Genomic DNA, 26,759 nt, shown 5'->3' with positions numbered 1-26,759 from the left:
CCGATCAGGAACCGCTCAACCATGCCGCTCACGGTCAAACGCCCCGCCCGCTGCAGCTGGCGCACGCTACTACCCTGGGCAGTGGGCGCCATACCGCTGGCTTGCGGCCTGGTGGTGATCAACTGGCAGATCGAGCGCGAACTGCGCATGGCCAGCCAGACCACCACGCAACAAGTCGTCGGCTATGTCGATCACATTCTAGACAACCTGGGCAACGCCGCGCAGGCACTGCTGCCGCTGGCCGGCAGCCCATGTGCCGATGCCCAGTTCGCGCTGCGCAAAGAGGTCACCGGCAACGCTTTCGTGCGCTCGACCAACCTTTTCCAGCACAACGCCCTGTATTGCAGCTCACTGTTCGGCGAGATCGAGGAACCCGTCAAAGCCAACGACTACACCGACGGCCGGTTGTGGTTGATGGATGGCAACTCGGTCACCCCCGGTCACCCCTTGCTGGTGTACCGCGCGCACGAAGGTGATCGCGGGGTGATCAGCACCGTCGACGGCGACCACTTGCTCACCGCCCTGCGCCTGATTGCACCCGAGGCCTCATTGCAATTGCAGGTCGGTCCGGTGTGGATGGGCAGCGAAGGCGTGGTGGAAAGTGGCCCACCGCCGACCGCAGCCATCGCTGCTTCCAGTGCCGCTTCGACGCATTATCCGTTCAGCGTGCATGGCGGTTACTCGGCAGGCAAACCAGCCGCGGTGCTGCGCGAACAGTATCCCGAGCTGCTAGGCTTGCTGCTGGTGCTGGGTGTCGTCGCAGGTCTGGCCTGCCGCTGGCAGCTGCGCCGGGCCAGCTCCTCCCGCGCCGAGCTGCAACGTGCCCTGGCCGCCAACGAGTTCGTGCCCTATTTCCAGCCAGTCGTGCGCGCAGGCGACTGCGGTTGGGCTGGAGCCGAGGTGCTGATGCGCTGGAACCACCCACGCGAGGGCCTGGTGCGCCCGGACCTGTTCATCCCCTACGCCGAGCACAGTGGCCAGATCGTCCCGATGACCCGCGCGCTCATGCTGCACACAGCCCAGAGCCTGGCACCTTACGCTGCGCTGCTCGAAGATGACTTCCACATCGCCATCAATATCACCGCCGATCACTGCCGTGACCTCAGTCTGCTGGATGACTGCCGTACCTTCCTCCAGCATTTCCCGCCGGGCCGAGTCCGCCTGACCCTGGAGCTGACCGAGCGCAAACTGATCGAGGCTACCCCGGTCACCTTGGAGCTGTTCGACAAGCTGCATGAGATGGGTGTGATGATCGCGCTGGATGATTTCGGCACCGGCCAGTCGAGCCTCAACTACCTGCGGCAGTTCAAAGTCGACTACCTAAAGATCGACCAGAGTTTCGTGGCGATGATCGGGGGTGATGCGCTGTCGCAGCACATTCTCGACAGCATCATCGAATTGTCGGGCAAGTTGGGCCTGGGCATCGTCGCCGAAGGTGTGGAAAACGAAACGCAACGTGACTACCTGGCAGGCCGAGGGGTCGACTTCCTGCAAGGCTACCTGTTCGCCCGGCCGATGCCGGCGGCGGAGTTTCTCCGGGCGCTGGCGGCGCGGCCGGGCGCTGCGCGGTTGCCCCAGGACGGCGCCCCTGAGATCATGCGCGGCTGATCCACCCTCTCTTCCAATTCGAGGCATTCGTGTCAAAAGGCATTCTCTCGTCGGTCATGGCGTCCTGTCTGTTCGCTGTGATGTATTTCTATACCTCCCTGCTCACGCCGCTCGATGGCGAAGAGATTTTCGGCTGGCGCACCTTGCTGACCTTGCCCTGCCTGACCCTGTTCATGCTGGCCAGCAAGGACTGGCGCCGGGTCGGCGAGTTGCTGCGACGCGTGCGCCAGCGCCCCGTCCTGCTGCTGGGCATGATCGGCACCTCGTGGCTGATGGGCGTGCAGCTGTGGCTGTTTCTGTGGGCGCCGCTGCATGGGCGCAGCCTGGAGGTATCCATGGGGTACTTCCTGCTGCCGCTGGCCATGGTACTGACGGGCCGACTGGTCTATGGCGAACGCCTGTCGCGCCTTCAAAAAGTGGCGGTTGGCTGCGCGGCGCTGGGGGTGGGCCATGAGCTGTACCAGCATGGCAGCTTCGCCTGGGAAACGCTGGTGGTGATGATCGGCTATCCGATCTATTTCGTGCTACGCCGGCGCTGCCGCACCGACCATCTGGGTGGCCTGTGGTGCGACATGGGCTTGTTACTGCCCTGGGCGCTGTACTTCGTGATTCAGGGCCCGCTGTCGGCGGCCGACCTGATCGCTCACCCTGGCCTGTACGGCCTGATTCCATTGCTGGGCGCGATCAGTGCCAGCGCGCTGATCGCTTACGTACTGGCTAGCCGGCTGTTGCCGTTCAGCCTGTTCGGCCTGCTCAGCTACGTCGAGCCGGTGTTGCTGGTGGGCGTCGCCCTGCTGCTGGGCGAGACCATCGGCCCGGATCAGTGGCTGACCTACCTGCCTATCTGGGCCGCGGTGCTGGTGCTGGTGCTCGAAGGCTTCAAGCACCTGCTGCGTCAGCGTCGCCGCTCGGTGTAAGGCGCACCTGACGCACGCGACGTTCCTCGACCGCAACCACCGTCATGTTCCAGCCGTTGCACAGCAACTGGTCGCCAACCATCGGCAGTCGGTCGAGCAAACTCATCACCAGCCCCGCCAGGGTCTGGTAGTCCTCGCTGGCGCGGGCACTGAAGCCGGTACGCGCCTGCACCTGGCTCAGGTTCAGGGCACCACTGACGACGAAACTGCCCTGCTCTTCGACGATCGCCGGGCCCTCGATTTCGCTTGCGTCCGGTAGCTCACCGGCAATCGACTCGAGGATGTCGGTCATGGTCAACAGGCCGGTGAAATCACCGAATTCGTTGATCACGAAAGCAATGTGCGTCGACTGGCTGCGCATCTGTTCCAACGCATTGAGGATGCTGAAGCTTTCCAAGAGGTTCAGCGGCGCTTGGGCCATGCGCTCGAAGTCAGGCTGGCTGCCCGACAGCAGCTCCTTGAGCAACTCCTTCTTGTGCACGAAGCCCAACGGCTCCTCAATGTGGCCTGCGCGAATCACCGGCAGGCGCGAATAGGGCGAATGCGCCAAGGCTTCGGTAATCACGCCAGGCGGGTGAGCCAGGTCGATCACATCGACCTCGGCACGCGCCGTCATCACCGTGCGGATTGGCCGCTCGGCCAGGTGCAATACGCCGCTGATCATGACCCGTTCACGGCGATCGAACAGTACCTGTTCATGGCCATCCTCGACCAGGTCGGCGATCTCCTCACCCACTTCGTCCGCCTCGACCCGACGACCGCCCAGCAAGCGCAGTACGGCATGGGCGGTGCGTTCGCGCAGCGGGCGGTGCTGCTGCACACTGCGCTTGCGGCGGGCACGCGCCAGCTGGTTGAACAGCTCGATCAGGATCGAGAAGCCGATGGCCGCGTACAGATAGCCTTTGGGGATATGGAAGCCCAGGCCTTCGGCGGTCAAGCTGAAGCCGATCATCATCAGGAAGCCCAGGCACAGCATGATCACCGTCGGGTGGGCATTGACGAAGCGGGTCAGCGGTTTGCTGGCGACGATCATGATACCGATCGAGAAAATCACCGCGATCATCATCACCGACAGTTCTTCGACCATGCCCACGGCCGTGATCACCGCGTCCAGCGAGAACACTGCGTCGAGCACCACGATCTGTGCCACGATCGGCCAGAACGCCGCATGACGCACCACGCCACTGGCTTGCGTGACATGACCCTCCAGACGCTCATGCAACTCCATGGTGGCCTTGAACAACAGGAACACACCACCGAACAGCATGATCAGGTCGCGACCCGAGAAGCTCTTGCCGAACACCTCGAACAACGGTGCGGTCAACGTGACCATCCAGGAAATGCTGGCCAGCAGGCCCAAGCGCATGATCAACGCCAGGCTAAGGCCGATGACCCGTGCGCGGTCGCGCTGATGCGGGGGCAGCTTGTCGGCCAGGATGGCGATGAACACCAGGTTGTCGATACCTAGTACCAGCTCGAGGACAATAAGCGTCAGCAGGCCTAGCCAGGCCGTCGGATCGGCTAGCCATTCCATTAGCGGGTACTCACGAAAGCGGCGTCACATGGACGGGGGAAGGATGGCCGAGAAGGCCGGGAACTGGGGGGCTCCGCGTGGGTGCTCATGATGACCTTGAAAGGGATTAGGGAATGAAATCCTACAAGGACAGCAGATCTTCCTGACAGCACGAAACTATTACAAAACCTGTAGAAGCCCCCGGCACCGCGTTACAACATGACGAAGAACGGCTTGTAGCGCCATTCCGAGGCGCGGTTGATGTTGCGATTTTGCGGTTCGATCAAACGCAGCCTGCCTTGCTGGTCGATGAATAGGTTGGCTGCATGGCCGCGCTTGTCATTTTCCCCACAGACGATCCCGACGGCGTACGGATAAAGCGCATTTTGCAGGTAAGCGTCTTTGCTGGCCTGGCTCTTGTAAGCCATGGCGAAATCGTCGCAATCGAACACTTCGGGCTTGAAGTGATAATTGGATAATTGCGAGTTGTACCAGATTGCCCGCGCGTGCTGGTCGGAGATTGCTTGGTAATAGCCATCGAGGATGATCTGCCGATAAACGAGGTCGACATCCGGCCAAGTTTGCTTGACTAGCGCCGCTACCTTGCTGATGGGCACCAACAGCCGGTGCAATGAGAAACGGCACAGTTGGGTTTCGGATACATTTTTAACCGGGCTCAGTTTCAGCCAACCCCAATCTCCCATCGCGCTATTGAGTAGCATGCGCGACGCACCCAGCTTCATGCCCAGGGTGAAAGCGGGCACTTCTTGGTCATTGACCACGGTGTTGCCAGTGATCGACACCCGAAAGTTCAGCCTGGGGTAACCCTCCCAGGCTTTCCAGCCGGCGAACACGTATTCACCCGTGCTCGAATCGCCGTTGGCGAATAGTGTCCAATTTTGCATATCCAGCTCAACGCTGACACTCAGTTCGTGACTGGCCGTGTCCACTCGCACCAGCAACGGTGCGATATCGGCACTGTAAAGATCCGGATCGCCCAGGTAGGCCCACCCCCAGTCGCCATCGCCGCGGCGATGCACGCAGAGCAAGCGCCCGTGCTGATCGCGGAGCACTAGCCGGTCTTGCGCCGTGATCTGCTTGAGACGCAACGCGTCGCTCAATTCTGTGCCGGCCAGAGGCGACGGCGACGATGTCGGCGCGGGCGGCGGCAGTGCTGGATCGGGACGAGGCAGCACCTGACCAGCTATTGGGGTAGTCAGATCATGGGGCTGGTTGGCGACGAATTTGTGAATGGGCATGCGGACCTCCTTTCGAGAAGGCACGCAGCATGGCGGTGGGGATGGGCGGGCAGCAGGCGGCAAGCGTTCCATCACTCAAGCGTTGGACTGAAGGCGCAACCCCTGATGCTTATGACGCTTACTCGCCAGCGTGCTGAACGACCACCAGCAACTGCGCTGGATGATCGCCGACCGAGCGCAGCCTGTGCGGTGTCTGGGCGTTGAAATGCAAGGCATCGCCCTGCCCGAGCAGTACCCGTTCACTCATGAAATCGACTTCGACCTGCCCCTGGTGGACGAAGAGGAACTCCTCGCCTTGATGCTCCTTGAAGGTCGGATCGCTGAACGAGGTCGGCGGCTGGATCATGAACGGCAGCAGGTTGCGTTGGCCCACCTGGTTTGTCAGCGCCGCATAGCCTGGACCCTGCCCATCGCCTACCAGCGACTGCCGCTCATCGCGGCGAACCAGGCTGTACAGACTCGCCGCAGGCTGCTCATCGGCGAACAGCTCTTCGACGTTGACGCCCAGCGCCCGGGCAAGCTTCATTGCCGCCGAAATCGACGGCGTATTCAAGCCTCGCTCAACCTTGGACACGTAACTTTTGGTCATGCCGGCTCGATCGGCCAGCGCTTCCAGGGTGATTCCAAGTTTTTTTCGAAGCAATTTCAAACGGTTAGACATGCGATACGTAATTCCCAAAGCGCAGGGTTGCCTATGACACTTTGTGTCATATAAGATTGTTTGTGTCATAGGTTAGCCCGACCGCCACCGCCCAAGGTCCACGGTCAGCCACCTGCGACATCACACATCACGCCACCGAGGCCACCCCCCCATGGCTACAACATTCACCCGCAGCAAAGACCAACTGGTCGAGCAAGCATTGACGCAGATGCAAGTCGCGCTTGCCGATAATACGTGGACTGTGCAGGAAAAGCTGGCCCTGACCTGCCGAATTCTGTTCGACCACGGGCACGATTCCGGCCTGGCCGGTCAGATCAGCGCACGCGGCACGCAGCCTGGCACGTTCTACACTCAACAGCTGGGTCTGGGCTTCGATGAGATCCGTGCCAGCAACCTGCTACTGGTCAACGAGGACCTTGAAGTACTCGAGGGCCAAGGCATGCCCAACCCCGCCAACCGCTTCCATAGCTGGGTCTACCGCGCCCGCCCAGACGTCAACTGCATCATTCACACCCATCCTGCGCATGTGGCCGCGCTGTCCATGCTGGAAACGCCTCTGGTGATATCGCACATGGACCTGTGCCCGCTGTATGAAGACTGCGCGTTCCTGCAGGCCTGGCCCGGCGTGCCGGTGGGCAACGAAGAAGGCGAGATCATCAGTGCCGCGCTGGGTGACAAGCGCGCGATTGTCCTTTCCCATCATGGCCAGCTGTCGACCGGCACGAGCATCGAGCAAGCGTGCGTCTACGCGCAGCTGATCGAGCGTGCGGCGCGTCTGCAGTTGCTGGCGATGGCAGCAGGCACGATAAAACCCATCGACCCCGCACTCGGCCGCCAGGCCCATGACTGGATCGACCGGCCCAAGCGCCACATGGCGGCCTTCAACTACCTCGCCCGGCAGACGCTGCGCGCTCACACCGATTGCCTGAACTGATCATCCAACGCCTTGCTTGCGGAGCCCAAACCATGAACGCTTCATTCCACGGCATCATCGGCTACACCATCACCCCATTCAGCCAGGACGGCGAACAGCTCGATCTCGACGCACTGGGCCAGTCCATCGAACGCCTCATCGAAGGCGGTGTGCAGGCCATCGCCCCGCTCGGCAGCACCGGCGAAGGCGCCTACTTGAGCGACAGCGAATGGCAGCAAGTCGCTCACTACAGCCTGGCAAAAATCGCCAAGCGAGTACCTAGCATCGTCAGCGTGTCTGACTTGACCACTGCAGGTGCCGTGCGCCGCGCCCGTTTCGCCCAGGCCCATGGCGCAGACGCTGTGATGGTGTTGCCCTCGGCATACTGGAAACTCAGCGAAGCAGAGATCGTCGCCCATTACCGCAGCATTGGTCAGGCCATCGACATTCCGATCATGCTCTACAACAACCCGGCCACCAGCGGCACCGACATGTCGGTCGAGCTGATTCTGCGCATCGTGCGCGAAGTAGCCAACGTGACCATGGTCAAGGAAAGCAGCGGGGATATTCAGCGCATGCACAAGCTGCAACTGCTGGGCGAGGGACAGGTACCGTTCTACAACGGCTGCAACCCGCTGGCGCTGGAAGCGTTCGTGGCCGGTGCCAAAGGCTGGTGCACGGCAGCGCCTAACCTGATTCCGGCGCTGAACCAAGCGCTCTACCAGGCGGTGCTGGCCGAGGATCTGGCCAAAGCCAGAGCGTTGTTCTATCGCCAGCTGCCGCTGCTCGATTTCATTCTCAAGGGCGGTTTGCCGGCAACCATCAAGGCCGGCCTGGCGTTGACCGGACTGCCGGTTGGCGAGCCGCGCAGACCGGTATTCGGCCTGGATGAGCAAGGCCTAACGCACCTTGCCGGGTTGCTGACGGCGCTCAGCGATCCCGACTGATGGCTGCTCTGCAGGCGCGCTCGACGCAGCGCACCTGCAGATTTTGCAAGCCTTGGCGCAAGGCTCAGGGCATGACGGGTGGCACGTATTGCAAGGTCGTGCCCAGCGCCCAGAGCAGCACCAGCACCAAGGGCACATGCACCAGCAACTGCACGAACGAGAAGCCGATAAGATCGCGCGCTTTGAGTCCCAGCACGCCCAATAGCGGCAGCATGTAGAACGGGTTGATCAGGTTCGGCAGCGCTTCGGCAGCGTTGTAGATCTGCACAGCCCAGCCCAGGTGATAGTGCAGGTCGTTAGCCACCAGCATTACGTAGGGCGCTTCGATGATCCACTTGCCACCCCCCGAAGGAATGAAGAAGCCCAGTACCGCGGAGTACACGCCCATCAGCAAGGCATAGGTGTCGTGGGTTGCGATCTGCGTGAAAAACACCGAGATGTGGTGCGCCAAGGTCTGCTCGTCGACCCCCTTGACCTGGGTGAGGATGGCGGCGATGGAGCCATACAGGGGGAACTGGATGAGCACCCCGGTGGTGGTCGGCACGGCGCGGGCCACGGCGTCGAGGAAGCTGCGCGGACGCCAGTGCAGCAACGCGCCGAGCATGATGAACAACAGGTTGTAGGTATTGAGCCCGGAAATCGCGGTAATCGCAGGCTTGGTCGCAAACTCCTGGTACAACCAGCCGCCGGCCAGTGCTACCAGCATCAGGATCAGAATCGGGCTGTGTTCCAGCCATTCGCCCGGGCGCGTGCGTTTGGCCGTAGGTGGTGCGGTGAAAGCAGGATCAACCCCGCAGTCCTGGGCGCTGCGAGCGCTGTTCGGGCCCGGTGCGGTGGCATAGGCGATGACCAGCGAGACGATCACCAGAGCCGCCAGCATCACCCCGCTTTGCCAGAGGAATATGGTCTCGGTGAACGGGATCACTCCCGTGATCGACAGGATCGAAGGCGGCAGACTGGCGGGATTGGCCTGCAGCTGCGCGGCAGACGACGACAGCCCCAGCGCCCAGACCGCACCCAGGCCGAGGTAGGCAGCAGCGCCAGCGGCGCGATAATCCATCTTAAGATCGGTGCGCCGGGCCAGGGCGCGCACCAATAACCCACCAAATACCAACGACAGCCCCCAGTTGAGCAAGGACGCCAGCATGGAGATCAACGCCACCCAGCACACCGCCGAGCGGCCATTGCTGGGGATACGCGCAAGGCGATCGATCAAACGTGCAGCCGGTGGCGAGCTGGCCACCACATACCCGCCGATGACCACGAATGCCATCTGCATGGTGAAGGGGATCAGGCTCCAGAAGCCGTCACCGAACGCCTTGGCCGTATCGGTCGGTTTGGCGCCCATCGCCAGCGCGCCGATGCACACCAGCAGCACCGCCAAAGCGGCGAAGACCCAGGAGTCTGGAAACCAGCGTTCAGCCCAGTTGGAACAACGCAGGGCAAAGCGGGCGGAGCGGCTGTCTTGGATTTCAGCGGCCACGGACACATTCCTTTTATAAGTTTTATGGGATCGAACAGCACAAACGCAAAAAACCCTGTGGCAGTGGCCCGCTCAAGGCCACCCCCACAGGGGGAGTCGTCTGCTGCTTCAGAACGTCATTTCTTTTACATCGTCCGGGACGATCAATTTGCCAGCGGTCTTCTCGATGATTTCTTCGACGCTCACCCCCGGCGCGGTTTCGCGCAGGATGAACGCCCCATTTTCGATCTCCAGGTAAGCCAGGTCCGTCAGCACCTTGCGGATGCACCCCGCACCGGTCAGCGGCAGGCTGCACTGTGGCAGCAGCTTGGATTCACCGTCCTTGGACGCATGGGTCATGGTGACGATGATGTTCTCGGCGCCGGCCACCAGGTCCATGGCACCGCCCATGCCTTTGACCAGCTTGCCGGGAATCATCCAGGAAGCGATATTGCCCTGCACGTCCACTTCGAAAGCGCCGAGCACGGTGAGGTCGACGTGACCGCCACGGATCATGGCGAAGGAGGTTGCCGAGTCGAAGATCGAGGCGCCGCTGCGTGCGGTGACGGTCTGCTTGCCGGCGTTGATCATGTCGGGATCGATAGTGCTCTCGGTGGGAAATTCACCCATGCCGAGCAAGCCGTTTTCCGACTGCAGCATGACGTCCATGTCGGCGGGGACATAGTTGGCCACCAAGGTCGGAATACCGATGCCCAGGTTGACGTAAAAGCCGTCTTGCAATTCTCGGGCGACGCGTTGCGCCATCTGTTCGCGGGTCAGTGCCATGGTCAGGTTCTCTTTGTTGTTCTGCTGTACGGCGCTCAGGCCTTGACGGTGCGCTTTTCGATACGCTTCTCGAAGGTGCCGACGATTACCCGGTCGACGAAGATCCCCGGGGTGTGGATCTCGCTCGGCAGCAGCACGCCGGGTTCGACGATCTCCTCCACCTCGACCACGGTGATCTTGCCGGCGGTGGCTGCCAGCGGGTTGAAGTTTTGCGCCGTGTTGCGATACACCACGTTGCCGTAATGGTCAGCTTTCCAGCCTTTGACGATGGCGAAGTCGCCAGTGATGGATTCTTCGAGAATGTAGTGGCGACCGTTGAACTCACGCACTTCCTTGCCTTCGGCGACCGGCGTGCCATAGCCGGTCGCCGTGAAGAACGCCGGGATGCCGGCACCGCCGGCGCGCATCTTCTCGGCCAGAGTGCCTTGTGGGGTGAGCTCCACTTCCAATTCGCCACTGAGCAACTGGCGCTCGAATTCGGCGTTCTCGCCGACGTAAGAGGCGATCATCTTGCGAATTTGCCGGTCTTCGAGCAGCACGCCCAGGCCGAAGCCGTCGACGCCGCAGTTGTTGGAAACGACCGTAAGGCCTTTGACGCCGCTGCGCTTGATTTGCGCGATCAGGTTCTCAGGGATACCGCATAGACCGAAGCCACCGGCCAGCACGGTCATGTTGTCGGTCAGGCCTGCCAGGGCCTCTTCATAGGTTGCTACGCGCTTGTCCAGTCCGGCCATGCTGTTCCGCCTTTTGTAGTTGTTGACCGACGAGGCTGTCGGTGAGCGTATGCAGCATCTTCACCGCTGGCGACTGATTTGTTAATTTTGTTTTCGTCATCGATTGATTAAATTTGCAAAATAGCGAGCCGATTGCCATGAACGTCAAGCAGCTGCGTGCCTTCGTGGCCGTTGCCAAGTACCAGAGCTTTGCCCAGGCCGGTGAGCATCTGCATGTATCACAGCCGGCGCTGAGCCTGACCATCAAAGCGCTGGAAGAAAACCTCGGTGGCGCCCTGCTCACCCGCACTACCCGCAGCGTCAGCCTGACCGCCGAAGGTGAGGTACTGCTGCCGTTGGCCCGGCGCCTGCTGGCCGATTGGGACGATACCGAGGAAATGCTGCGCCAACGCTTCACCTTGCAACTAGGGCGGGTGTCGGTGGCGGCCATGCCCGCCTTTGCCGGGAACCTGCTGCCGCACTCGCTCAAGGTGTTTCGCCAACGCTATCCCAAGGTCAACGTCACCGTGCACGACGTGATCAACGAACAGGTGCTGGAACTGGTGCGCCATCGCCGCGTCGAACTGGGCATCGGCTTCGAGCCGGATAACACCGATGGCTTGAATTTCCATCCGTTGTACCTGGATCGGTTCGTCGCCGTGCTACCCGCCGATTCGGTGCTGGCGCAGCAGGCTCAGGTGAGCTGGGCGCAACTGCTCGCCGAGGACTTCATCGCCCTGCAACGTCCGTCGGCGGTGCGCTTGCTGTTGGAGCAGAATGTCGCATCACGCCATGGCAAGCTGGCGGTGGCCTTCGAAAGCCACCAGTTGACCACCATTGGCCGCATGGTCGCCAGCGGACTTGGGGTCAGTGCGGTGCCGGCGTTGTGCATCAAACAGATGGTCGAACTCGGTGCACGCTGTGTGGCCCTGGTCGAGCCTGCGGTGCAGCGGCGCATCGGTGTGATCGCCCTGGCCGACCACAAGCTGTCCACGGCCGCGCAAGCGCTGCTTGAGGTCGTGCTTTCCCATACCCAGACTCCGGAGGTGACATGCGTTACGTGAAGTTGGCAGGCGAGAGCGTCCCGGCCATTGGCCAAGGCACCTGGTACATGGGTGAAGATCCAGGGCGCCGGGCTGCTGAGGTGGCCGCGTTGCAACAAGGTATCGAGCACGGCATGGGCTTGATCGACACCGCCGAGATGTACGCGGAAGGCGGCGCCGAGCGTGTGGTCGGCCAGGCCATCGCCGGGCGCCGGGACCAGGTGTTTCTGGTCAGCAAGGTCTACCCGCACAATGCCAGCGAGCATGGCGTGGCGCAGGCCTGCGAGCGCAGCCTCGAGCGCCTGGGCACTGAAGTGATCGACCTGTACTTGTTGCACTGGCGCGGGCAGTACCCGCTCGAAGAAACGGTCGAGGCCTTCGAGCGGCTGCGCGAGTCGGGCAAGATCCGGCACTGGGGCGTCTCGAATTTCGACGTCGATGACCTGCGCGAGCTGCACAACCCTGCCTGTGCCGCCAATCAGGTCCTGTACAACCCTACCCAGCGCGGCATCGAGTTCGATCTGCTGCCCTGGAGCCGGCAACGCCGCCTACCCACCATGGCCTACTGCCCCTTGGCCCAGGCCGGTCAGTTGCTGCGCCATCCGGTGCTGGGCGAGATCGCCGAGCGTCATGGCGCAACTCCGGCACAAGTGAGCCTGGCCTGGGTCACCCGCGAGGACGATGTCATCGCCATACCTAAGGCAGTGTCGCCAGAGCACGTGCGCTTGAACGCTGCGGCCGGCGCCCTGAGGCTGACCGCTGAAGACCTGCGGGCGATCGACCGGGCATTCCCGGCGCCGACGCGCAAGCAGCACCTGGCGATGGTCTGACGCTAAGCAGACCCGTGCGTTTTCAATGAAAGTCCCGGCTCCTGACGTCCAGCCCCTGCAGCAGTGGGCTAACGTCTTCCAGGCGCCGGGCGATCAGATGACGCACGCCATTTTCCTGCTCGAGCCGCCCGCTCACCTTGAGCAGCTGCGCGCCAACCAAGGCCCGCCGCTGCCGCTCGGCCAGCTCACGCCAGACCACGACATTGAGCATGCCGTATTCGTCTTCCAGGGTAACGAACGTGACACCGCTGGCGGTGCCCGGTCGTTGCCGGCCCACCACCAATCCGGCCACCGCCACGGCATCGCCGTGCTCCACCCCGTCAAGCTCGGCTGAGCTGCGACAGCCCAGCGCGCGCAATCTCGGTCGCAACAGCCTGAGCGGATGCGGTCCCAGGGTGGTGCCCAGGGTGTCGTAATCAGCCATCAGGTCCTCGCCGACCGTGGGTGCTGGCAACATCACCTCGTCTTCCGGCGCCGCTTCCACCTCGGCGAACAGCGGCAATTGCGACTGGACGGCGGCCACTTGCCAACGCGCGTGATGACGGTCGCGCGCCAACCCGCGCAGCGCGCCAGCATCGGCCAGGCGCGCGCGGGCACGGCTATCGAGCCCGGCGCGCAGGCACAGATCCTCGACATCGCGCCACGGGCGCTCGGCCCTGGCCTGCTGCAAGCGCTGGGCATCGGGTTCACTGAAACCACGAATCTGCCGCAAGCCCAAGCGAATCGCCAGAACATCGTGTTGCACAGGCTCCAACGTGCAATCCCATTGGCTGTGAAACACATCCACCGGCCGCACTTCGATGCCCTGGCGTCGCGCCTCCTGCAGCAACTGATCAGGGCTGTAGAAACCCATGGGCCAGCTGTTGATCAGCGCACAGGTGAAGATCGCCGGCTCGTGGCACTTGAGCCAGCTGCTGGCATAACACAGCAGGGCGAAACTGGCCGCATGGGACTCGGGAAAGCCATAACTGCCAAAACCCTTGATCTGCTCGAAAATGCGCTCGGCAAACGCCAGGTCGTAACCGTTGCGCAGCATGCCGTCGAGCAGCCGCCGGCGATGCGGCTCCAGACCGCCATGACGCTTCCAGGCCGCCATGCTGCGGCGCAACTGATCAGCCTCGCCTGGGCTGTAATCGGCGCCGATCATGGCCAGTTCCATGACCTGCTCCTGAAACAGCGGCACGCCCAAGGTGCGCTCGAATACCGCCTTGAGCTTTTCCGAGGGGTAGGTCACTGGCTCCTGCTTGAGGCGCCGACGCAGGTAAGGGTGAACCATGTCGCCCTGAATCGGGCCGGGGCGCACGATGGCGACTTCGATGACCAGGTCATAGAAGGTACTGGGACGCAGGCGCGGCAGCATGGCCATCTGCGCCCTGGATTCGATCTGGAACACGCCCATGGTTTCGGCGCGGCTGATCATCGCGTAGGTCGCTGGGTCTTCACTGGGTATGGTGGCCAAGGTCAGTTGCCGGCCGCGATGGCGTTGCAGCAGATCGAAGCAGCGGCGCAAGGCGCTGAGCATCCCGAGCGCGAGGACGTCGACCTTGAGCAGGCCAACCATGTCCAGGTCGTCCTTGTCCCACTGAATGACCGTGCGTTCGGCCATCGCAGCGTTTTCCACCGGTACCAGCTGATCCAGGGGTTGCTCGGAAATGACAAAGCCACCGGGATGCTGCGACAGGTGCCGGGGAAAACCGATCAGTTCACCGGCCAGCACCAGGATACGCCGCAGCGATGGACTGGCTGCATCGAAGCCGGCCTCGGCCAGGCGCTGCGCATCCGGAATGCGGTCGGTCCAGCGTCCGCAGCACTTGGCCAGTGCATCGAGCTGATCGGCCGGCAGGCCCAGCACCCGGCCGACATCGCGCACGGCACCTGCGGCATGGTAGGTGTTGACCACGGCAGTCAAGGCTGCCCGGTCGCGCCCATAGCGACGGAACACGTACTGAATCACCTCTTCGCGGCGTTCATGCTCGAAGTCCACATCGATGTCCGGTGGCTCATTGCGCTCGCGCGACAGAAACCGCTCGAACAACAGGCGATGCTCCATCGGGTCCAGTTCAGTGATACCCAACACGAAGCACACCACCGAGTTGGCTGCCGAGCCTCGGCCTTGGCAGAGGATGCGCTCGCGGCGGGCGAAAGCGACGATGTCGTGAACGGTGAGAAAATAACTCTCGTAGCCAAGCTCCTCGATCAGCGCCAGCTCTTTGTCCAATGCGCCACGCACCTTGGCGCTCACCCCTGCCGGCCAACGCTGCGGCAAACCGCGTTCACACAAGGTGCGCAGCCAGCTGGCAGGGGTTTGCCCAGCCGGCACCAACTCACGCGGATACTGGTAGCGCAACTCGCCTAGGTCAAAGTGGCACTGCGCGGCAATGACCAGGCTCTCGGCCAGCAGCGCTGGCGGAAACAGCTCGGCCAGATGCTGCAGGGTGCGCAAGTGCCGCTCGCCATTGGCGAACAGATGCCTACCTGCCTCGGCCACGGTGCAATGCTGGCGGATGGCAGTCATGCAATCCTGCAAGGCACGCCGGCCACGCACATGCATGTGCACATCGCCACAGGCCACGGCCCGGATGCCCAACTGCTGCGCCGACACCAGCGTGCGCGCCAGGCGCTGGGCATCGTCGCTGCCGCGGTGCAGGTGCACCGCCAGCCACAACCGCTCGGCGAACGCCTCACCCAGCCAGGCGGCGGCGGACTGAGGGGTGTCGTCATCAGCGATCCATAACGCCAGCAGCCCCTGTTGGTAGCGCTGTACGTCCTCGGCAAACAGCTGATAGTCACCTTTTGCGGCGCGCCGCCGGGCGCGGGTGATCAAGGCACAGAGGTTTTGATAACCCTCGAGATTCTGCACCAACAGGACCAGGCGAGTGCCATCCACCAGCTGGACCTCGCTGCCGACGATCAAACGCACCTGGTGCGCTTTGGCGGCCTGCCAGGCCCGCACGATGCCGGCCAGCGTGCATTCATCGGTGATCGCCAACGCCTGGTAGCCCTGCTCGCGGGCACGGCGGAACAACTCATCGGCGCTCGAGGCGCCGCGCTGGAAACTGAAGTTGGACAGGCAATGCAATTCGGCGTATCCCGGCACGCTCATGCGAACCAACCTTGCAGCCAAAGCGGGCCAGGCTGGGCGAGGTCCTGATAGGCCCAGCCACGCAGGCCATCGCGGGTTTCGATACGGTAGTAGTCGCGGCGCACGTCACCGCCGTCCCACCAACCCGACTCGATCCGCTCGGCTGGCCCCAGGACGATGTGCGCTGCCGGCTCCAGGGCTTGCGGGGTAGACAACAGCCAGCCAGGGCGGCTACCGGCCGTTACGCTCAGGCCGCTCGCAGCGCCCTGCTCCGCTACTTGCCAGGCGCATTCAGGGCGATGGTCGGCCTCGGCGCGCAAACCGTTGACCGCCTCGTCACCGAGGCGGGCGCGCAGGCGTTCGCGCAGTTGCGGCCATGGCTGAGCCTGTTTGGCTCGGGGGTCGAACAGCGCCTGATGTTGGGGTACGAAAGGCGGTAGATCTTCAGCGACCAGGCGCAGATTACGCACCGGCGCCGGAATGCGCAGCGGCTCAAGACGTCCACGGGCCAGTTCGAAAAGCAGGGTGGCGTCGCGTTCGGCAGCCAGCAGCCCGACTTGCAGCAGCGTCTCTGGACCTTCAGCGTGCTCGAGGTACACGTTGAAACGCTGCACGCCGCAGTCACGCCCGGCCAGAAACGCCGCCAGGTCGTTGAGCATGCGCCGTAACGGGAACAGCAAGGCCTGGTGCGACTCGACGTCGAAGTTCAGTTCCAGGCGGGTTTCGAAACGGTCCGGTGGCTGGTAGAAGTCCAGGGCCATGGAGCGCAGCCCGGTCAACTGGTCCAGGTGCAATAGCACCTGGGCACTGAAGCGCTTGGCCAAGGCATCACGCGGCAAGGCCAGCACCTGCCCCAATTGCTGCAGCCCCATGCGGGCAAAGGCTTGGGCGGCGTCGGCAGCTAATCCGACCCGGCCGATAGGCATGCGCGCCAGCGCCCGGCGCGTGTCTTCGGCGCAGGTCAAGGCCAAGCCATCATGGCCGTTGGCAAGCATGCGCGCCGCGACCGGGTTGCTCGCCAGGACGATGCGCTGACGCAAGCCCAGGGCTGCCAGCTCCTCACGCAGCCGCGCCTCGAAGCGAGGCCAAGGGCCAAACAACTGCAAGCTCGAGCCTACTTCAAGCAACACTGCACGCGGGTAATGCAGGCTTACCTGGGCACTGAAACGATAGGCCCAGGCAGCCAGCAGTCGTTGCAAGTGCTCGATGCGAGCGGGGTCGGCTTCGACGCACTCGAAACCATCGGCCAGGGCTCGCGCTGCCGTAAGTGCCTGCCCTGCCTTCAAGCCCAGCGCTGCGGCCGCGGGGTTGACCGCTTGCAGCACTCGGCGCTGCTGCGGACCGCCCACCAGGATCAGCGGCGCATCGGCATCGTCACGCTCACGCAGGATCGAGTCCAGCGCTAGCTGCGGCAAGAGAATACAGGCCCAGAGCATGTGTCATCAGCCTCGCCCGGGGCTCGCGATCGGCACGGCCGGGGGCATGCCCCCGCGGCATTTGAGTACCCGCCATTGCGCCGGACGGGTGTCGATGGCCAGGCGCAGTGCGGCCGGCGATGGATTGTGGGCGGCCTGCTGCGGCCGGCAGGCGAATGCCAGTGCCTGGCCCGTTTCGGCGGCCACCTGCAAGCGCCGCAATGCGCGGTCATCGGCGCGCTCGGGCCAGCACAGCACAGCGGCGCAGCTGCCTGAACGCAGGCACTGTTCAGCGGCCCACAGTGCCTCGGCCTGGCCGGCCTCGACCTGCACCAGCCAACGCAGATCCACACCTGCCGCTTGCCAGGCCGGGGCGTAGGGAATGAACGGTGGTGCTACCACGACCACTCGCCCGCCCTCAGCGGTCAGGCGCGCCAAGGTCGGCCAGAGCAGCTGCAACTCGCCGCAGCCTGGGCTGGCCAGCAACAATTCGCTCAACGCCGCGGCGGGCCAGCCTCCTTCGGGCAGCCGCTGGTCGAGTTCGCCATGACCGGTGGGCTGCAGGCCCGCCGGGCGCGTCTGGCCTTGCCGCCCACGCCAGACATGACGCTGATCGAGCAGCCGGTCGAGTTCAACTACCGCGCCCATCAGTCACGCCTCAACAGGCCACAGAACACGCCTTCGATGAAGAATTCGCGCTCAGGGCCTACCTCGATTGGCGCATAGGCCGGGTTACGCGGCAGCAAGCGGTAGCCACCCGGCTGACGCTGCAGACGCTTGATGGTGACTTCGCCATCCAGGCGGGCCACCACGATCTGCCCATCCCGAGCATCGCCCTGCTGACGGATGCCGACCAGGTCACCGTCAAAGATGCCGTCGTCGATCATCGAGTCGCCACGCACCTTCAGCAGGTAATCGGGCGTGCGTTGAAACAGGCTGGGGTCGAGCAGCAGCTGCTCATGAATATCCAGGTCGGGGCCGATGGGGGCACCGGCAGCTACTTGGCCAAGCACAGGCACCTCGAGAATCTGCGCCCGGCGCAGCGGCCCGGCCAGGCGAATGCCGCGCGCCTGATTGGGCGTGACTTCGATGAAGCCGGCCTGGCACAGCGCGGTGATGTGCTTGCGCGCAACGCTGCGCGAAGCGAAACCGAAGCGCGCAGCGATGTCGGCCAGGCTTGGCGGCTGGCCGTGGTCTGCGATGCGCTCGCGAATGTAGCCGAGGATGGCCCGGCGTTTGGGGGTCAATGTGTCCATGGAGCACATTTGTACTCTTTTCGAGGATGAGTGAACAGCCCCCTTTGTCGCCCGGTTTGGGTATGATCACCAGGCTTGTGATTTTCTGACCACCTGGATACCTGATGCTGACTGCCCTGCTGTTCGATCTCGATGGAACCTTGACCGACACCGACACCCTGCATTTGCAGGCCTTCCGCCAACTGCTCGGCGACTATGACGGCCGTGAGCTGACCCAGGCGCAGTTCGATGCGCAGATCAGCGGACGGGCCAACGGCGAGCTGTTTGGCGAATTGTTTCCGCTTGCCAGCGCCGCCGAATGCCACGCCTTGGCGGCGCGCAAAGAAGCGCTGTTTCGCCAACTGGCGCCCACGCTGCAACCGATGCCGGGCCTGCTGCGCCTGATGGACCATGCGCGGGCCTGGGATATCGGCATGTGCGTGGTGACCAACGCGCCACGCCTGAATGCCGAGCACATGCTCGATGCGCTGGGCATTGCCGAGCGTTTCGACGACGTGGTGGTGGCCGATGAGCTGGCACGGCCCAAGCCCGACCCCCTGCCCTATCTGACCGGACTGCAGCGCCTGCAGGCGCGAGCCGCCGAGGCGTTGGCGTTCGAGGACTCGCTGCCTGGGGTCAAGGCCGCGCATGATGCTGGCATCTACACCGTCGGCATCGCCACCACCCAGCCGGCGCAACGGCTGCTCGAGGCCGGCGCGCAGCTGGTGGTCGAGGACTTCAACGACCCGACGCTGTGGGCCCTGATCGAAAGCATGCACGGCTGAGTCGATCGCCAGGCCTTGCCCTGCTGAGTTTGCTCGCTACTGCCTGGTGTCAACCGCTGCGCCCGTGACCGCTTGAGCCTCAGGCGCGCAGGCCGAGCATGCCGCGCTCGACGATGAAGTCGATCACTGCCTGCAGGCCCTCGCCCTTTTTCAGGTTGCTGAAGGTCCACGGACGCTGCGGGCGCATGCGCTGGGTGTCTCGCTCCATCACCTCCAGCGAGGCGCCGACATACGGCGCCAGGTCAGTCTTGTTGATGACCAGGAAATCGGATTTGGTGATACCAGGGCCCCCTTTGCGCGGAATCTTCTCGCCTTCGGCCACGTCGATGACATAGATGGTCAGGTCGGCGAGCTCCGGGCTGAAGGTGGCGCTCAAGTTGTCGCCACCACTTTCCACGAAAATGACTTCGAGGTTGCCGAATTTGCGCGCCAGCGCCTCGACAGCGGCCAGGTTCATCGAGGCGTCTTCACGGATCGCGGTATGCGGGCAACCGCCGGTCTCGACGCCAACGATGCGCTCAGGTTCCAAAGCCCCGGCTTCGGTGAGAATGCGTTGGTCTTCCTTGGTGTAGATGTCATTGGTGACCACGGCGATCTGGTAGTGATCGCGCATGGCTTTGCACAGGCATTCGAGCAGTGCGGTCTTGCCGGAGCCCACCGGGCCGCCGACGCCGACGCGCAAGGGTTGCTGATAGCTTTGCATGGAGCCAGTCCTCAGGATCGGAATAAACGGGTGTATTGGGTTTCGTGTCGCGACGAGGCGATGGCCAGCAGCGGCAGGCCGCCGCCCAATTGCTCATCGCCAAGCCGCAAAGCTGTATCGAGGGCGGCGGGCAGCTCGGCGCTGAGGTCGCGCAGCAGGGTCTGCGCCGCTTGCTGGCCGAACGGCACCAGCTTGACGCCAGCCATCACCGCGCCCTCAAGCCAGGCGAACGCGTGGCCCAGGGCCAGTTGGCGCAGCGGGATCTGCCAATGCACCGCAAGCCAGGCCATGCCACCGAGCTGGCTGAGCTCGAGGCTAGGCCGCCAGGCTGGGTCCTGGCCCAACTGCCAGCCGTCGAGCAAACGGGCCAAGGCCGAGCCACGCTGTTGCTCTTCCAGGCGCAATTCGGCGGTTTCACGGTTGGCCAGCAAGAACCGGCTCCAACGCGCGAAGGCCTGTGCATCGCCGCCCTGGCAGGCGCCATACAGGCGCGCCAACAGCGGCCAATCGAGACACGCCAGGGTGTCGTGCAGTTGCTCACGCTGCCAGGCGCTGAAACTGGCGAGGTCTTGCACCCAGCCAGCCTCCACCGCCCATTCCAGGCCTTGCGAATAGGTAAAGCCGCCTACCGGCAGGCCGGGGCTGGCCAACTGCAGCAGGCGCAACAGCGCAAGGTCGCTGTTCATTAGCCCGCCAGCACCACGGCTGCGCCGGCCAGCAAACCGCCGCCAAAGGCTTTCTGCAGGACCGGATGACGACGCAACAGGCAGCCGACGGTGAAACCGGCTGCCAGCAGCAAGCCACTGACGGTAACGAAACCGGCGCTGAACAGCCAGAAGGCGCTTGGGGTAGCTTCGACACCATGGGCCCAGCCATGGAACAAGGCGAATACCGGCATGGCCAGCGCCAATAGAAGCTGGCGGTTGGGCAATAGGACGGCCACCGCCGCGACCAGTACCGACACGGCGATCAGGCTTTCCATGCCTAGCACATCGCCGAACAGATGGCCGCACACTGCCCCTGCAAACATCGCGCCCAGGGTCGCCAAGGGCAGGAGCAGGGTGCGTCGGGTCAACGCCGCCAACACGCCGGTCCCCAGGAGCATCAGCAAGTGGTCAAGTCCGGTCAGGGGATGCAGTAAACCATCATGCAAGGGATTGGCATCGTGGCCGGGGTGGGCGAAGGCCGGCAGCGCGATCATCAGCAAGGCGAAGGCTAGGGTCTTTTTCATCTTGGGCTCTTTTAAGGGGTCAGGAATGAGCAGGCAAACGCACGAACGGATGGTCGTGGTCATGGTTGTGCGCGTGACTGTGGGCGTGACCATGGCTGTGCGCGGCGCTCTGGTAGGCACCTGCTTCAGGCTCGAACGGCGCCTGTTCGGTGAGCACGTCCAAACCCAGACCGCGCAGCATGTCGTCGAGCACATGGTCGTGCTGGTAGCGCAGCAGACCGGGCTCGATCTGCAGCGGAACATGGCGGTTACCCAGGTGATAGGCAGCGCGGGCGAGCAGGTGCGGATCGACGCAACGCACGGTGGACACCGTTTCAGGGGCTGCCAACACACGGATCACCTGGTTCGATTCGGCATCGCAGAGCAGTTCGCCTCCGCGCAGCAGGTGGCCACGCTCGAGCATCAGCCCGGCTTCGCGACCGTCGTCCAACGTCACCCGCAGGCGGCTTTTGATCCGGCTGTCGACATCCAGGGTGACGCTCCCGGTTATGTGCTCGGACGCCTCGATACGGCGGGTCAGAACAATCATCTTCACTCCTTCAGAACAAGAAATAGCGCTGGGCCAACGGCAGTTCGCTGGCCGGCTCGCACACCAGCAACTCGCCGTCGGCGCGCACCTGGTAGGTCTGCGAATCGACTTCGATGACTGGCTGCAGGGTGTTGTGGACCATGTCGGCCTTGCGCACCCGACGGCAGCCGTGGGCGACCCCGATCAGGCTCTGCAAACCCAGTTCCTGGTGCAGGCCGCGGTCCATGGCGGCCTGGGGCAGGAAGGTCATGCGCGTGGCATGGCGGGCCGCGCCCAGCGCGCCGAACATCGGCCGGTAATGCACCGGCTGCGGGGTGGGGATCGAGCCATTGATGTCGCCCATCGGCGCGGTGACGATCATGCCGCCCTTGACCACCAGGGCCGGCTTGACCGCAAAAAAGGCCGGCGCCCACAGCACCAGGTCAGCCAGCTTGCCCACCTCCAGCGAACCGACCTCGTGGGCGATGCCGTGAGTCAGCGCCGGGTTGAGGGTGTACTTGGCGATGTAGCGCTTGACCCGGAAGTTGTCGCTGTAGTCGCTGTCGGGGGCCAGCGGGCCGCGGCGCAGTTTCATCTGGTGAGCGACCTGCCAGGTGCGCAGCACCACTTCACCAACCCGGCCCATGGCCTGGGAGTCGGACGAGGTCATGGCAAAGGCGCCCATGTCGTGGAGGATGTCTTCGGCGGCGATGGTTTCGCGGCGGATGCGCGACTCGGCGAAGGCGACGTCTTCGGCGATGCTCGGGTCCAGGTGATGGCAGACCATGAGCATGTCCAGGTGCTCGTCGACGGTATTGACCGTGTACGGCAGGGTCGGGTTGGTCGAGGACGGCAGTACGTTGGCCTGCCCCGCTGCACGAATGATGTCCGGTGCGTGACCGCCGCCAGCACCTTCGGTGTGGAAGGTGTGAATGGTGCGGTCGCCGATCGCCGCCAGCGTGTCCTCGATGCACCCCGACTCGTTCAACGTGTCGGTATGGATCGCCACCTGGATGTCCAGCTCCTCGGCCACCCCCAGGCAGCAGTCGATGGCGGCCGGCGTCGAGCCCCAGTCTTCGTGCAATTTCAGGCCCACCGCGCCGGCCGCGATCTGCTCGCGCAGGGCTTGTGGCTGCGAGGCATTGCCCTTGCCCAGCAACCCGATGTTGATCGGCAGGCTATCGGCGGCTTGCAGCATGCGCGCCAGGTACCAGGGACCGGGTGTACAGGTGGTGGCATTGGTGCCGGTCGCCGGGCCGGTCCCACCGCCAATGAAGGTAGTAATGCCACTGGTCAAGGCTTCTTCGACCTGCTGTGGGCAAATGAAGTGGATGTGCGAGTCGATGCCCCCTGCGGTGACGATCTTGCCTTCGGCGGCAATCACTTCGGTGCCCGGCCCCACCGGTACGCTGACGCCTGGCTGCACATCGGGGTTGCCAGCCTTGCCGATCGCCGCGATACGCCCATGCTTGACGCCAATATCGGCCTTGACGATGCCCCAGTGATCGATGATCAGGGCGTTGGTCAGCACCAGGTCCATGGCCTCGGCGGCGAGCATCTGCCCTTGCCCCATGCCATCACGGATCACCTTGCCGCCGCCGAACTTGACCTCTTCGCCATAGACCGTGAAGTCCTTTTCCACCTCGACCCAGAGTTCGGTGTCAGCCAGGCGCACTCGGTCGCCCACGGTGGGGCCGAACATATCGGCATAGGCGCGACGGGAAATCCGGCTCATGCCCTGCCCTCCAGCGCGCCCATCACCTTGCCCTGAAAGCCATATACCTCACGCTTGCCGGCATAGGCGACCAGGTGCACGGTGCGCGACTGGCCCGGCTCGAAGCGCACGGCGGTGCCCGCCGGGATATCCAGCCGGAAACCTCGGCTGACGTCGCGTTCGAAGACCAGGGCCTCGTTGACTTCGAAGAAGTGATAGTGCGAACCGACCTGCACCGGTCGATCACCATGGTTGGCCACGCTGACACTGACCGTGGCGCGGCCGACGTTGAGTTCGATGTCGCCAGCGGCAACCTGAATTTCACCTGGAATCATGTGCGGTTCCTGCTCCGGCTCAGACGATGGGGTCGTGCACGGTCACCAACTTGGTGCCGTCGGGAAAGGTCGCCTCGACCTGCACGTCGTGCAGCATCTGGGCAACCCCTGGCATGACCTGTTCGTGGCCGAGCACTTCGCGACCCAGGCTCATCAGCTCGGCAACGGTACGGCCATCGCGGGCGCCTTCGAGCACGGCGGCGCTGATCAGCGCCACCGCTTCCGGATAGTTGAGCTTCAGGCCACGGGCCAGGCGCCGTTCGGCCAACAATGCGGCCGTGAACAGCAGCAGTTTGTCTTTCTCTCTCGGGGTGAGCTCCATGGCGTTCTCTCAAGTGGCCCAGATTCGCGGCGGGCACGCTGGCAGGCCGAGCACGGCCGGACGCAGCAGGTGCCAAAGGCGCTGCAGGGTCTGTTGCAGATGTTGGTTGTCGTGATCGAGCAGACGGATCACCAGCAGCGAACCCAGCAAGGTCGCGCCGGCTGGAACAGACAACGCATCGAGCACGACGCGCACCTGTTCCAGCAGTGCCGGGCCGGCCGGTGCTGCGCAGAATGTCGCCAGCAGCGGATGGCCGGCCACTTTGCCCAATTGCCCGCCGCTGATGCGCAGGCGCTCGTGCAAGCCGGGGTCATCCGCCAGCTCGATGCACAAGCGGCTGTCCAGCGCACCGTGGGCGAAACGCTCGTTCATCACCGGCCGGCCCAGGCACAGGGTTTCCCATGCCAGCAGCCGCGCGCCGGGCTCGAGGGTGAAACGGCTGTCGAGGGTGGCCCGCGCACCGTCGAAGAAGATGCTGTCCTGCGGCAGCCATTCCAGGGTGCTGCCGGCTTGCAGGTGAAAGCGCTGGGTCAGCCGCGCGGTGGGGCCGATGCTGCGGTAGAACTTGCTCGCTCCCGGCATGGTCAGCAGCGCATGGCTGCCCGGTGCCAGGTGAATGTCCAGTTCCAGACGGTCGCCGGCGACAATGCCGCCGGGTGGGTGCAGCACATAGACATGACACGGTGCTCCCTCCGGGTAGAAAGGACGCTGCACCAAAAGCGGGCCGAAATGCCGCCGCGCACCAAGGCGGGTCACGCCGTCACGCTGCACAAAGCGCAGCTGCAGGTAAGCGCTCCAGCCTGCGTCCTGCTCTGCTTGCTCGATGTGCTGCGCCAGCGTCATGCTGCGGCCCCTTGTTGGTACTGGCCTGACGGCCGCCTGGAGGGTCAAGCCCCGTCTGCACCTGAGGCGCGGGCTGACCACTCGATCAAATTTCGCAGGCTGGATATAGCAGGTTGCGGGCCAACTTCGCAGGTGAACGCAGTTGAAACCTGTACAGCCCCCGCGCTGGCATGGGGCACTGCACACGATCACGCACAGCCCAGGGGCGCTGCTTGGCGCTGTTTCGGTGCTGGGGTAGAGTCGCGGGATAACCATTGGCCCAAGGAACCGCCATGTCACTCGCCGCCGCCATTCCTGTCCTGCGCATCTTTTCAGTGGAAAAGGCCAAAGAGTTCTACCTCGACTTTCTCGGCTTCCAACTGGACTGGGAGCACCGCTTCAGCCCGGACTTGCCCTTGTATGCACAAGTCCGCCGCGATGGGCTGATCCTGCACCTGAGCGAGCACCATGGCGACGCCTGCCCGGGCTCGACCGTCTTCATACCTGCCGACGATGTGAGCGCGCTGCAGCGGGAACTGCGCGACAAGCACTATGGCTATGCCCGTCCCGAGGCCGAGCGGGTCGACTGGGGCTTGCAGATGCAGGTGCGCGACCCGTTCGGCAATCTGCTGCGCTTCTGTCAGCAGCTCGACGAGCAGGCAAGCGCCTAGGCGTGTCGGCATGCCAATTCGTGACTGGCCGTTTCCGATCAGCACGCTTTGTATTATCGTGGCGTGGTGCGCATATAACAGCAGCCCGAGCGATCGGGCACCTGCAAGACAATCGAGGGTGTCATGAGTAACGAGAGCATTAACTGGGACAAGCTGGGTTTCGACTACATCAAGACCGACAAGCGCTACTTGTCGGTGTGGCGCAATGGTGAGTGGGACCAAGGCACCCTGACCGCAGACAATGTGCTGCACATCAGTGAAGGCTCCACCGCCCTGCACTATGGCCAGCAGTGCTTCGAGGGCCTGAAGGCCTACCGTTGCAAGGACGGCTCGATCAACCTGTTCCGCCCTGACCAGAACGCCGCGCGCATGCAGCGCAGCTGCGCACGCCTGCTGATGCCGCAGGTGCCGACCGAGGTGTTCATCGAAGCCTGCAAGCAGGTGGTCAAGGCCAACGAGAAGTTCGTGCCGCCGCACGGCAAAGGTTCGCTGTACCTGCGCCCTTTCGTCATTGGTACCGGTGACAACATCGGCGTGCGCACCGCGCCGGAGTTCATTTTCTCGGTATTCGCCATTCCGGTCGGCTCGTATTTCAAAGGTGGCATGAAGCCGCACAACTTCCAGATTTCCAGCTTCGACCGTGCTGCCCCTCAAGGCACGGGCGCAGCCAAGGTCGGCGGCAACTACGCGGCCAGCCTGCAACCGGGCTATGAGGCCAAGAAAGCCAACTTCGCCGATGCCATCTACCTCGACCCACTGACCCACACCAAGATCGAAGAAGTCGGCTCGGCCAACTTCTTCGGGATCACCGCCAACAACGAGTTCGTCACCCCGAAATCGGCATCGGTACTGCCGGGCATCACCCGTCTGTCGCTGATGGAACTGGCGCAATCGCGCCTGGGCCTGACGGTGGTCGAAGGCGACGTCGAGATCAGCAAGCTCGACCGCTTCCTCGAGGCCGGCGCCTGTGGCACTGCCGCCGTGATCACGCCGATCGGTGGTATCGAGTACAACGGCAAGCTGCACGTCTTCCACGACCTGGAAAAGGTCGGTCCGGTTACCCAGAAGCTCTATGACGAGCTGACCGGCATCCAGAGCGGCGACGTCGAAGCGCCTGCCGGCTGGATCGTCAAGGTCGCTTGAGCTCGGACGAGGTAACGAACGACGGGGCATGCCAGGTCTGGCATGCCCCGTTTTCGTTTGCAGGGTGTAGATGAATTTTTCTTAAATCGCCGTTTGGCTATTCTTTGGCACAATCGAGTCTTCACCAGACGCCCAGGAACG

Annotated in this window: 27 protein-coding genes; 9 read left to right on the top strand and 18 right to left on the bottom strand. The window is 63.6% G+C overall.

The window, feature by feature from the left end; translation table 11 throughout:
* Positions 1 to 21: 21 nt before the first annotated feature.
* Both FS665_RS03215 and rarD read left to right on the top strand, forming a co-directional pair.
* A complete protein-coding gene (locus FS665_RS03215) occupies positions 22 to 1,608 on the top strand; it encodes a cyclic diguanylate phosphodiesterase (protein ID WP_145183262.1) in 1,587 nt (528 codons plus the stop codon).
* Between the two features lie 29 nt (positions 1,609 to 1,637).
* Positions 1,638 to 2,525 carry an EamA family transporter RarD gene (rarD, locus tag FS665_RS03210; RefSeq protein ID WP_145183259.1) on the top strand — a complete coding sequence of 296 codons (888 nt, stop codon included), beginning with the start codon at positions 1,638 to 1,640 and terminating at the stop codon, positions 2,523 to 2,525.
* On the opposite strand, the gene FS665_RS03205 is transcribed toward rarD, so the two are convergent.
* The 3 genes from FS665_RS03205 to FS665_RS03195 all read right to left on the bottom strand — a co-directional run bounded on the left by FS665_RS03205 (position 2,488) and on the right by FS665_RS03195 (position 5,958).
* Positions 2,488 to 4,059 (bottom strand): TerC family protein, encoded by a 1,572-nt coding sequence (locus FS665_RS03205; protein WP_145183256.1) that lies wholly within the window; start codon positions 4,057 to 4,059, stop codon positions 2,488 to 2,490. The two genes, rarD and FS665_RS03205, sit on opposite strands and share 38 nt — an antisense overlap.
* Positions 4,060 to 4,250: 191 nt before the next feature.
* Positions 4,251 to 5,297 (bottom strand): lectin MOA-related protein, encoded by a 1,047-nt coding sequence (locus tag FS665_RS03200; protein WP_145183253.1) that lies wholly within the window; start codon positions 5,295 to 5,297, stop codon positions 4,251 to 4,253.
* A gap of 118 nt (positions 5,298 to 5,415) precedes the next feature.
* Entirely contained in the window at positions 5,416 to 5,958 is a 543-nt protein-coding gene (locus FS665_RS03195) for a helix-turn-helix domain-containing protein (protein ID WP_145183250.1), read from the bottom strand.
* 151 nt (positions 5,959 to 6,109) lie between these two features.
* Between FS665_RS03195 and FS665_RS03190 the strand changes: the two genes are divergently transcribed.
* Positions 6,110 to 6,892 carry an aldolase gene (locus FS665_RS03190; RefSeq protein WP_145183247.1) on the top strand — a complete coding sequence of 261 codons (783 nt, stop codon included), beginning with the start codon at positions 6,110 to 6,112 and terminating at the stop codon, positions 6,890 to 6,892.
* A 32-nt stretch (positions 6,893 to 6,924) separates the two neighbouring features.
* A complete protein-coding gene (locus FS665_RS03185; RefSeq protein WP_145183244.1) occupies positions 6,925 to 7,818 on the top strand; it encodes a dihydrodipicolinate synthase family protein in 894 nt (297 codons plus the stop codon).
* A gap of 64 nt (positions 7,819 to 7,882) precedes the next feature.
* On the opposite strand, the gene FS665_RS03180 is transcribed toward FS665_RS03185, so the two are convergent.
* From FS665_RS03180 to FS665_RS03170, 3 genes are all read right to left on the bottom strand, one after another.
* Positions 7,883 to 9,301: a short-chain fatty acid transporter gene (locus FS665_RS03180; RefSeq protein ID WP_145183241.1), complete on the bottom strand. Its 1,419-nt coding sequence runs from the start codon at positions 9,299 to 9,301 to the stop codon at positions 7,883 to 7,885.
* Between the two features lie 108 nt (positions 9,302 to 9,409).
* A complete protein-coding gene (locus tag FS665_RS03175) occupies positions 9,410 to 10,066 on the bottom strand; it encodes a CoA transferase subunit B (RefSeq protein ID WP_145183237.1) in 657 nt (218 codons plus the stop codon).
* Positions 10,067 to 10,101: 35 nt separating this feature from the next.
* The gene (locus FS665_RS03170) at positions 10,102 to 10,800 is read right to left on the bottom strand and encodes a CoA transferase subunit A (RefSeq protein WP_145183234.1); all 699 of its coding nucleotides are present in this window, start codon (positions 10,798 to 10,800) and stop codon (positions 10,102 to 10,104) included.
* A 137-nt stretch (positions 10,801 to 10,937) separates the two neighbouring features.
* Between FS665_RS03170 and FS665_RS03165 the strand changes: the two genes are divergently transcribed.
* Positions 10,938 to 11,843, top strand: coding sequence for a LysR family transcriptional regulator (locus FS665_RS03165; RefSeq protein WP_145183231.1), 906 nt, complete (start codon positions 10,938 to 10,940; stop codon positions 11,841 to 11,843).
* Positions 11,831 to 12,652 (top strand): aldo/keto reductase, encoded by an 822-nt coding sequence (locus tag FS665_RS03160; RefSeq protein WP_145183229.1) that lies wholly within the window; start codon positions 11,831 to 11,833, stop codon positions 12,650 to 12,652. The genes FS665_RS03165 and FS665_RS03160 overlap by 13 nt, the downstream gene beginning before the upstream one ends.
* A 22-nt stretch (positions 12,653 to 12,674) precedes the next feature.
* Here the strand turns inward: FS665_RS03160 and FS665_RS03155 are convergent, their stop codons facing one another.
* From FS665_RS03155 to lexA, 4 genes are read right to left on the bottom strand one after another with little or no spacing between them, the layout of a single operon-like run.
* Positions 12,675 to 15,755: an error-prone DNA polymerase gene (locus FS665_RS03155; RefSeq protein ID WP_145183226.1), complete on the bottom strand. Its 3,081-nt coding sequence runs from the start codon at positions 15,753 to 15,755 to the stop codon at positions 12,675 to 12,677.
* The gene (locus FS665_RS03150) at positions 15,752 to 17,170 is read right to left on the bottom strand and encodes a DNA polymerase Y family protein (RefSeq protein ID WP_145183223.1); all 1,419 of its coding nucleotides are present in this window, start codon (positions 17,168 to 17,170) and stop codon (positions 15,752 to 15,754) included. Before FS665_RS03150 ends, FS665_RS03155 begins: the two co-directional genes overlap by 4 nt.
* Before the next feature lie 6 nt (positions 17,171 to 17,176).
* Positions 17,177 to 17,797, bottom strand: coding sequence for a translesion DNA synthesis-associated protein ImuA (gene imuA / locus FS665_RS03145; protein WP_145183220.1), 621 nt, complete (start codon positions 17,795 to 17,797; stop codon positions 17,177 to 17,179).
* The gene (lexA, locus tag FS665_RS03140; RefSeq protein WP_178108284.1) at positions 17,797 to 18,414 is read right to left on the bottom strand and encodes a transcriptional repressor LexA; all 618 of its coding nucleotides are present in this window, start codon (positions 18,412 to 18,414) and stop codon (positions 17,797 to 17,799) included. Before lexA ends, imuA begins: the two co-directional genes overlap by 1 nt.
* Before the next feature lie 95 nt (positions 18,415 to 18,509).
* Between lexA and FS665_RS03135 the strand changes: the two genes are divergently transcribed.
* On the top strand, positions 18,510 to 19,169 hold the full coding sequence (locus FS665_RS03135; RefSeq protein WP_145183214.1) for an HAD family phosphatase: 660 nt from the start codon (positions 18,510 to 18,512) through the stop codon (positions 19,167 to 19,169).
* A 79-nt stretch (positions 19,170 to 19,248) separates the two neighbouring features.
* On the opposite strand, the gene ureG is transcribed toward FS665_RS03135, so the two are convergent.
* The 8 genes from ureG to FS665_RS03095 are packed head-to-tail and all read right to left on the bottom strand — an operon-like array spanning position 19,249 to position 24,825.
* Complete coding sequence (gene ureG, locus FS665_RS03130; protein WP_145183211.1) at positions 19,249 to 19,872, bottom strand: urease accessory protein UreG; 624 nt, start codon at positions 19,870 to 19,872, stop codon at positions 19,249 to 19,251.
* Positions 19,873 to 19,883: 11 nt separating this feature from the next.
* Positions 19,884 to 20,558 carry an urease accessory protein UreF gene (locus tag FS665_RS03125; protein ID WP_145183208.1) on the bottom strand — a complete coding sequence of 225 codons (675 nt, stop codon included), beginning with the start codon at positions 20,556 to 20,558 and terminating at the stop codon, positions 19,884 to 19,886.
* The gene (locus tag FS665_RS03120) at positions 20,558 to 21,103 is read right to left on the bottom strand and encodes a HupE/UreJ family protein (protein WP_145183205.1); all 546 of its coding nucleotides are present in this window, start codon (positions 21,101 to 21,103) and stop codon (positions 20,558 to 20,560) included. Before FS665_RS03120 ends, FS665_RS03125 begins: the two co-directional genes overlap by 1 nt.
* A gap of 19 nt (positions 21,104 to 21,122) precedes the next feature.
* On the bottom strand, positions 21,123 to 21,632 hold the full coding sequence (gene ureE, locus FS665_RS03115; RefSeq protein WP_145183202.1) for an urease accessory protein UreE: 510 nt from the start codon (positions 21,630 to 21,632) through the stop codon (positions 21,123 to 21,125).
* A 10-nt stretch (positions 21,633 to 21,642) separates the two neighbouring features.
* Positions 21,643 to 23,346 (bottom strand): urease subunit alpha, encoded by a 1,704-nt coding sequence (ureC, locus tag FS665_RS03110; RefSeq protein ID WP_145183199.1) that lies wholly within the window; start codon positions 23,344 to 23,346, stop codon positions 21,643 to 21,645.
* Positions 23,343 to 23,660, bottom strand: coding sequence for an urease subunit beta (locus tag FS665_RS03105; RefSeq protein WP_145183196.1), 318 nt, complete (start codon positions 23,658 to 23,660; stop codon positions 23,343 to 23,345). The genes ureC and FS665_RS03105 overlap by 4 nt, the downstream gene beginning before the upstream one ends.
* A 19-nt stretch (positions 23,661 to 23,679) precedes the next feature.
* Positions 23,680 to 23,982: an urease subunit gamma gene (locus FS665_RS03100; protein WP_145183193.1), complete on the bottom strand. Its 303-nt coding sequence runs from the start codon at positions 23,980 to 23,982 to the stop codon at positions 23,680 to 23,682.
* Between the two features lie 9 nt (positions 23,983 to 23,991).
* The gene (locus FS665_RS03095) at positions 23,992 to 24,825 is read right to left on the bottom strand and encodes an urease accessory protein UreD (RefSeq protein WP_145183190.1); all 834 of its coding nucleotides are present in this window, start codon (positions 24,823 to 24,825) and stop codon (positions 23,992 to 23,994) included.
* A gap of 272 nt (positions 24,826 to 25,097) precedes the next feature.
* Between FS665_RS03095 and FS665_RS03090 the strand changes: the two genes are divergently transcribed.
* Both FS665_RS03090 and FS665_RS03085 read left to right on the top strand, forming a co-directional pair.
* Positions 25,098 to 25,475 carry a glyoxalase superfamily protein gene (locus FS665_RS03090; protein ID WP_145183188.1) on the top strand — a complete coding sequence of 126 codons (378 nt, stop codon included), beginning with the start codon at positions 25,098 to 25,100 and terminating at the stop codon, positions 25,473 to 25,475.
* Between the two features lie 123 nt (positions 25,476 to 25,598).
* Positions 25,599 to 26,618, top strand: coding sequence for a branched-chain amino acid aminotransferase (locus FS665_RS03085; protein WP_145183185.1), 1,020 nt, complete (start codon positions 25,599 to 25,601; stop codon positions 26,616 to 26,618).
* Positions 26,619 to 26,759 lie beyond the last annotated feature (141 nt).

It is taken from the genome of Pseudomonas sp. URMO17WK12:I11 (genome assembly GCF_007677725.1).
GTDB lineage: Bacteria > Pseudomonadota > Gammaproteobacteria > Pseudomonadales > Pseudomonadaceae > Aquipseudomonas.
Note: the sequence above shows the minus strand (reverse complement) of the source record. Positions and strands in the feature narration are given on the sequence as shown.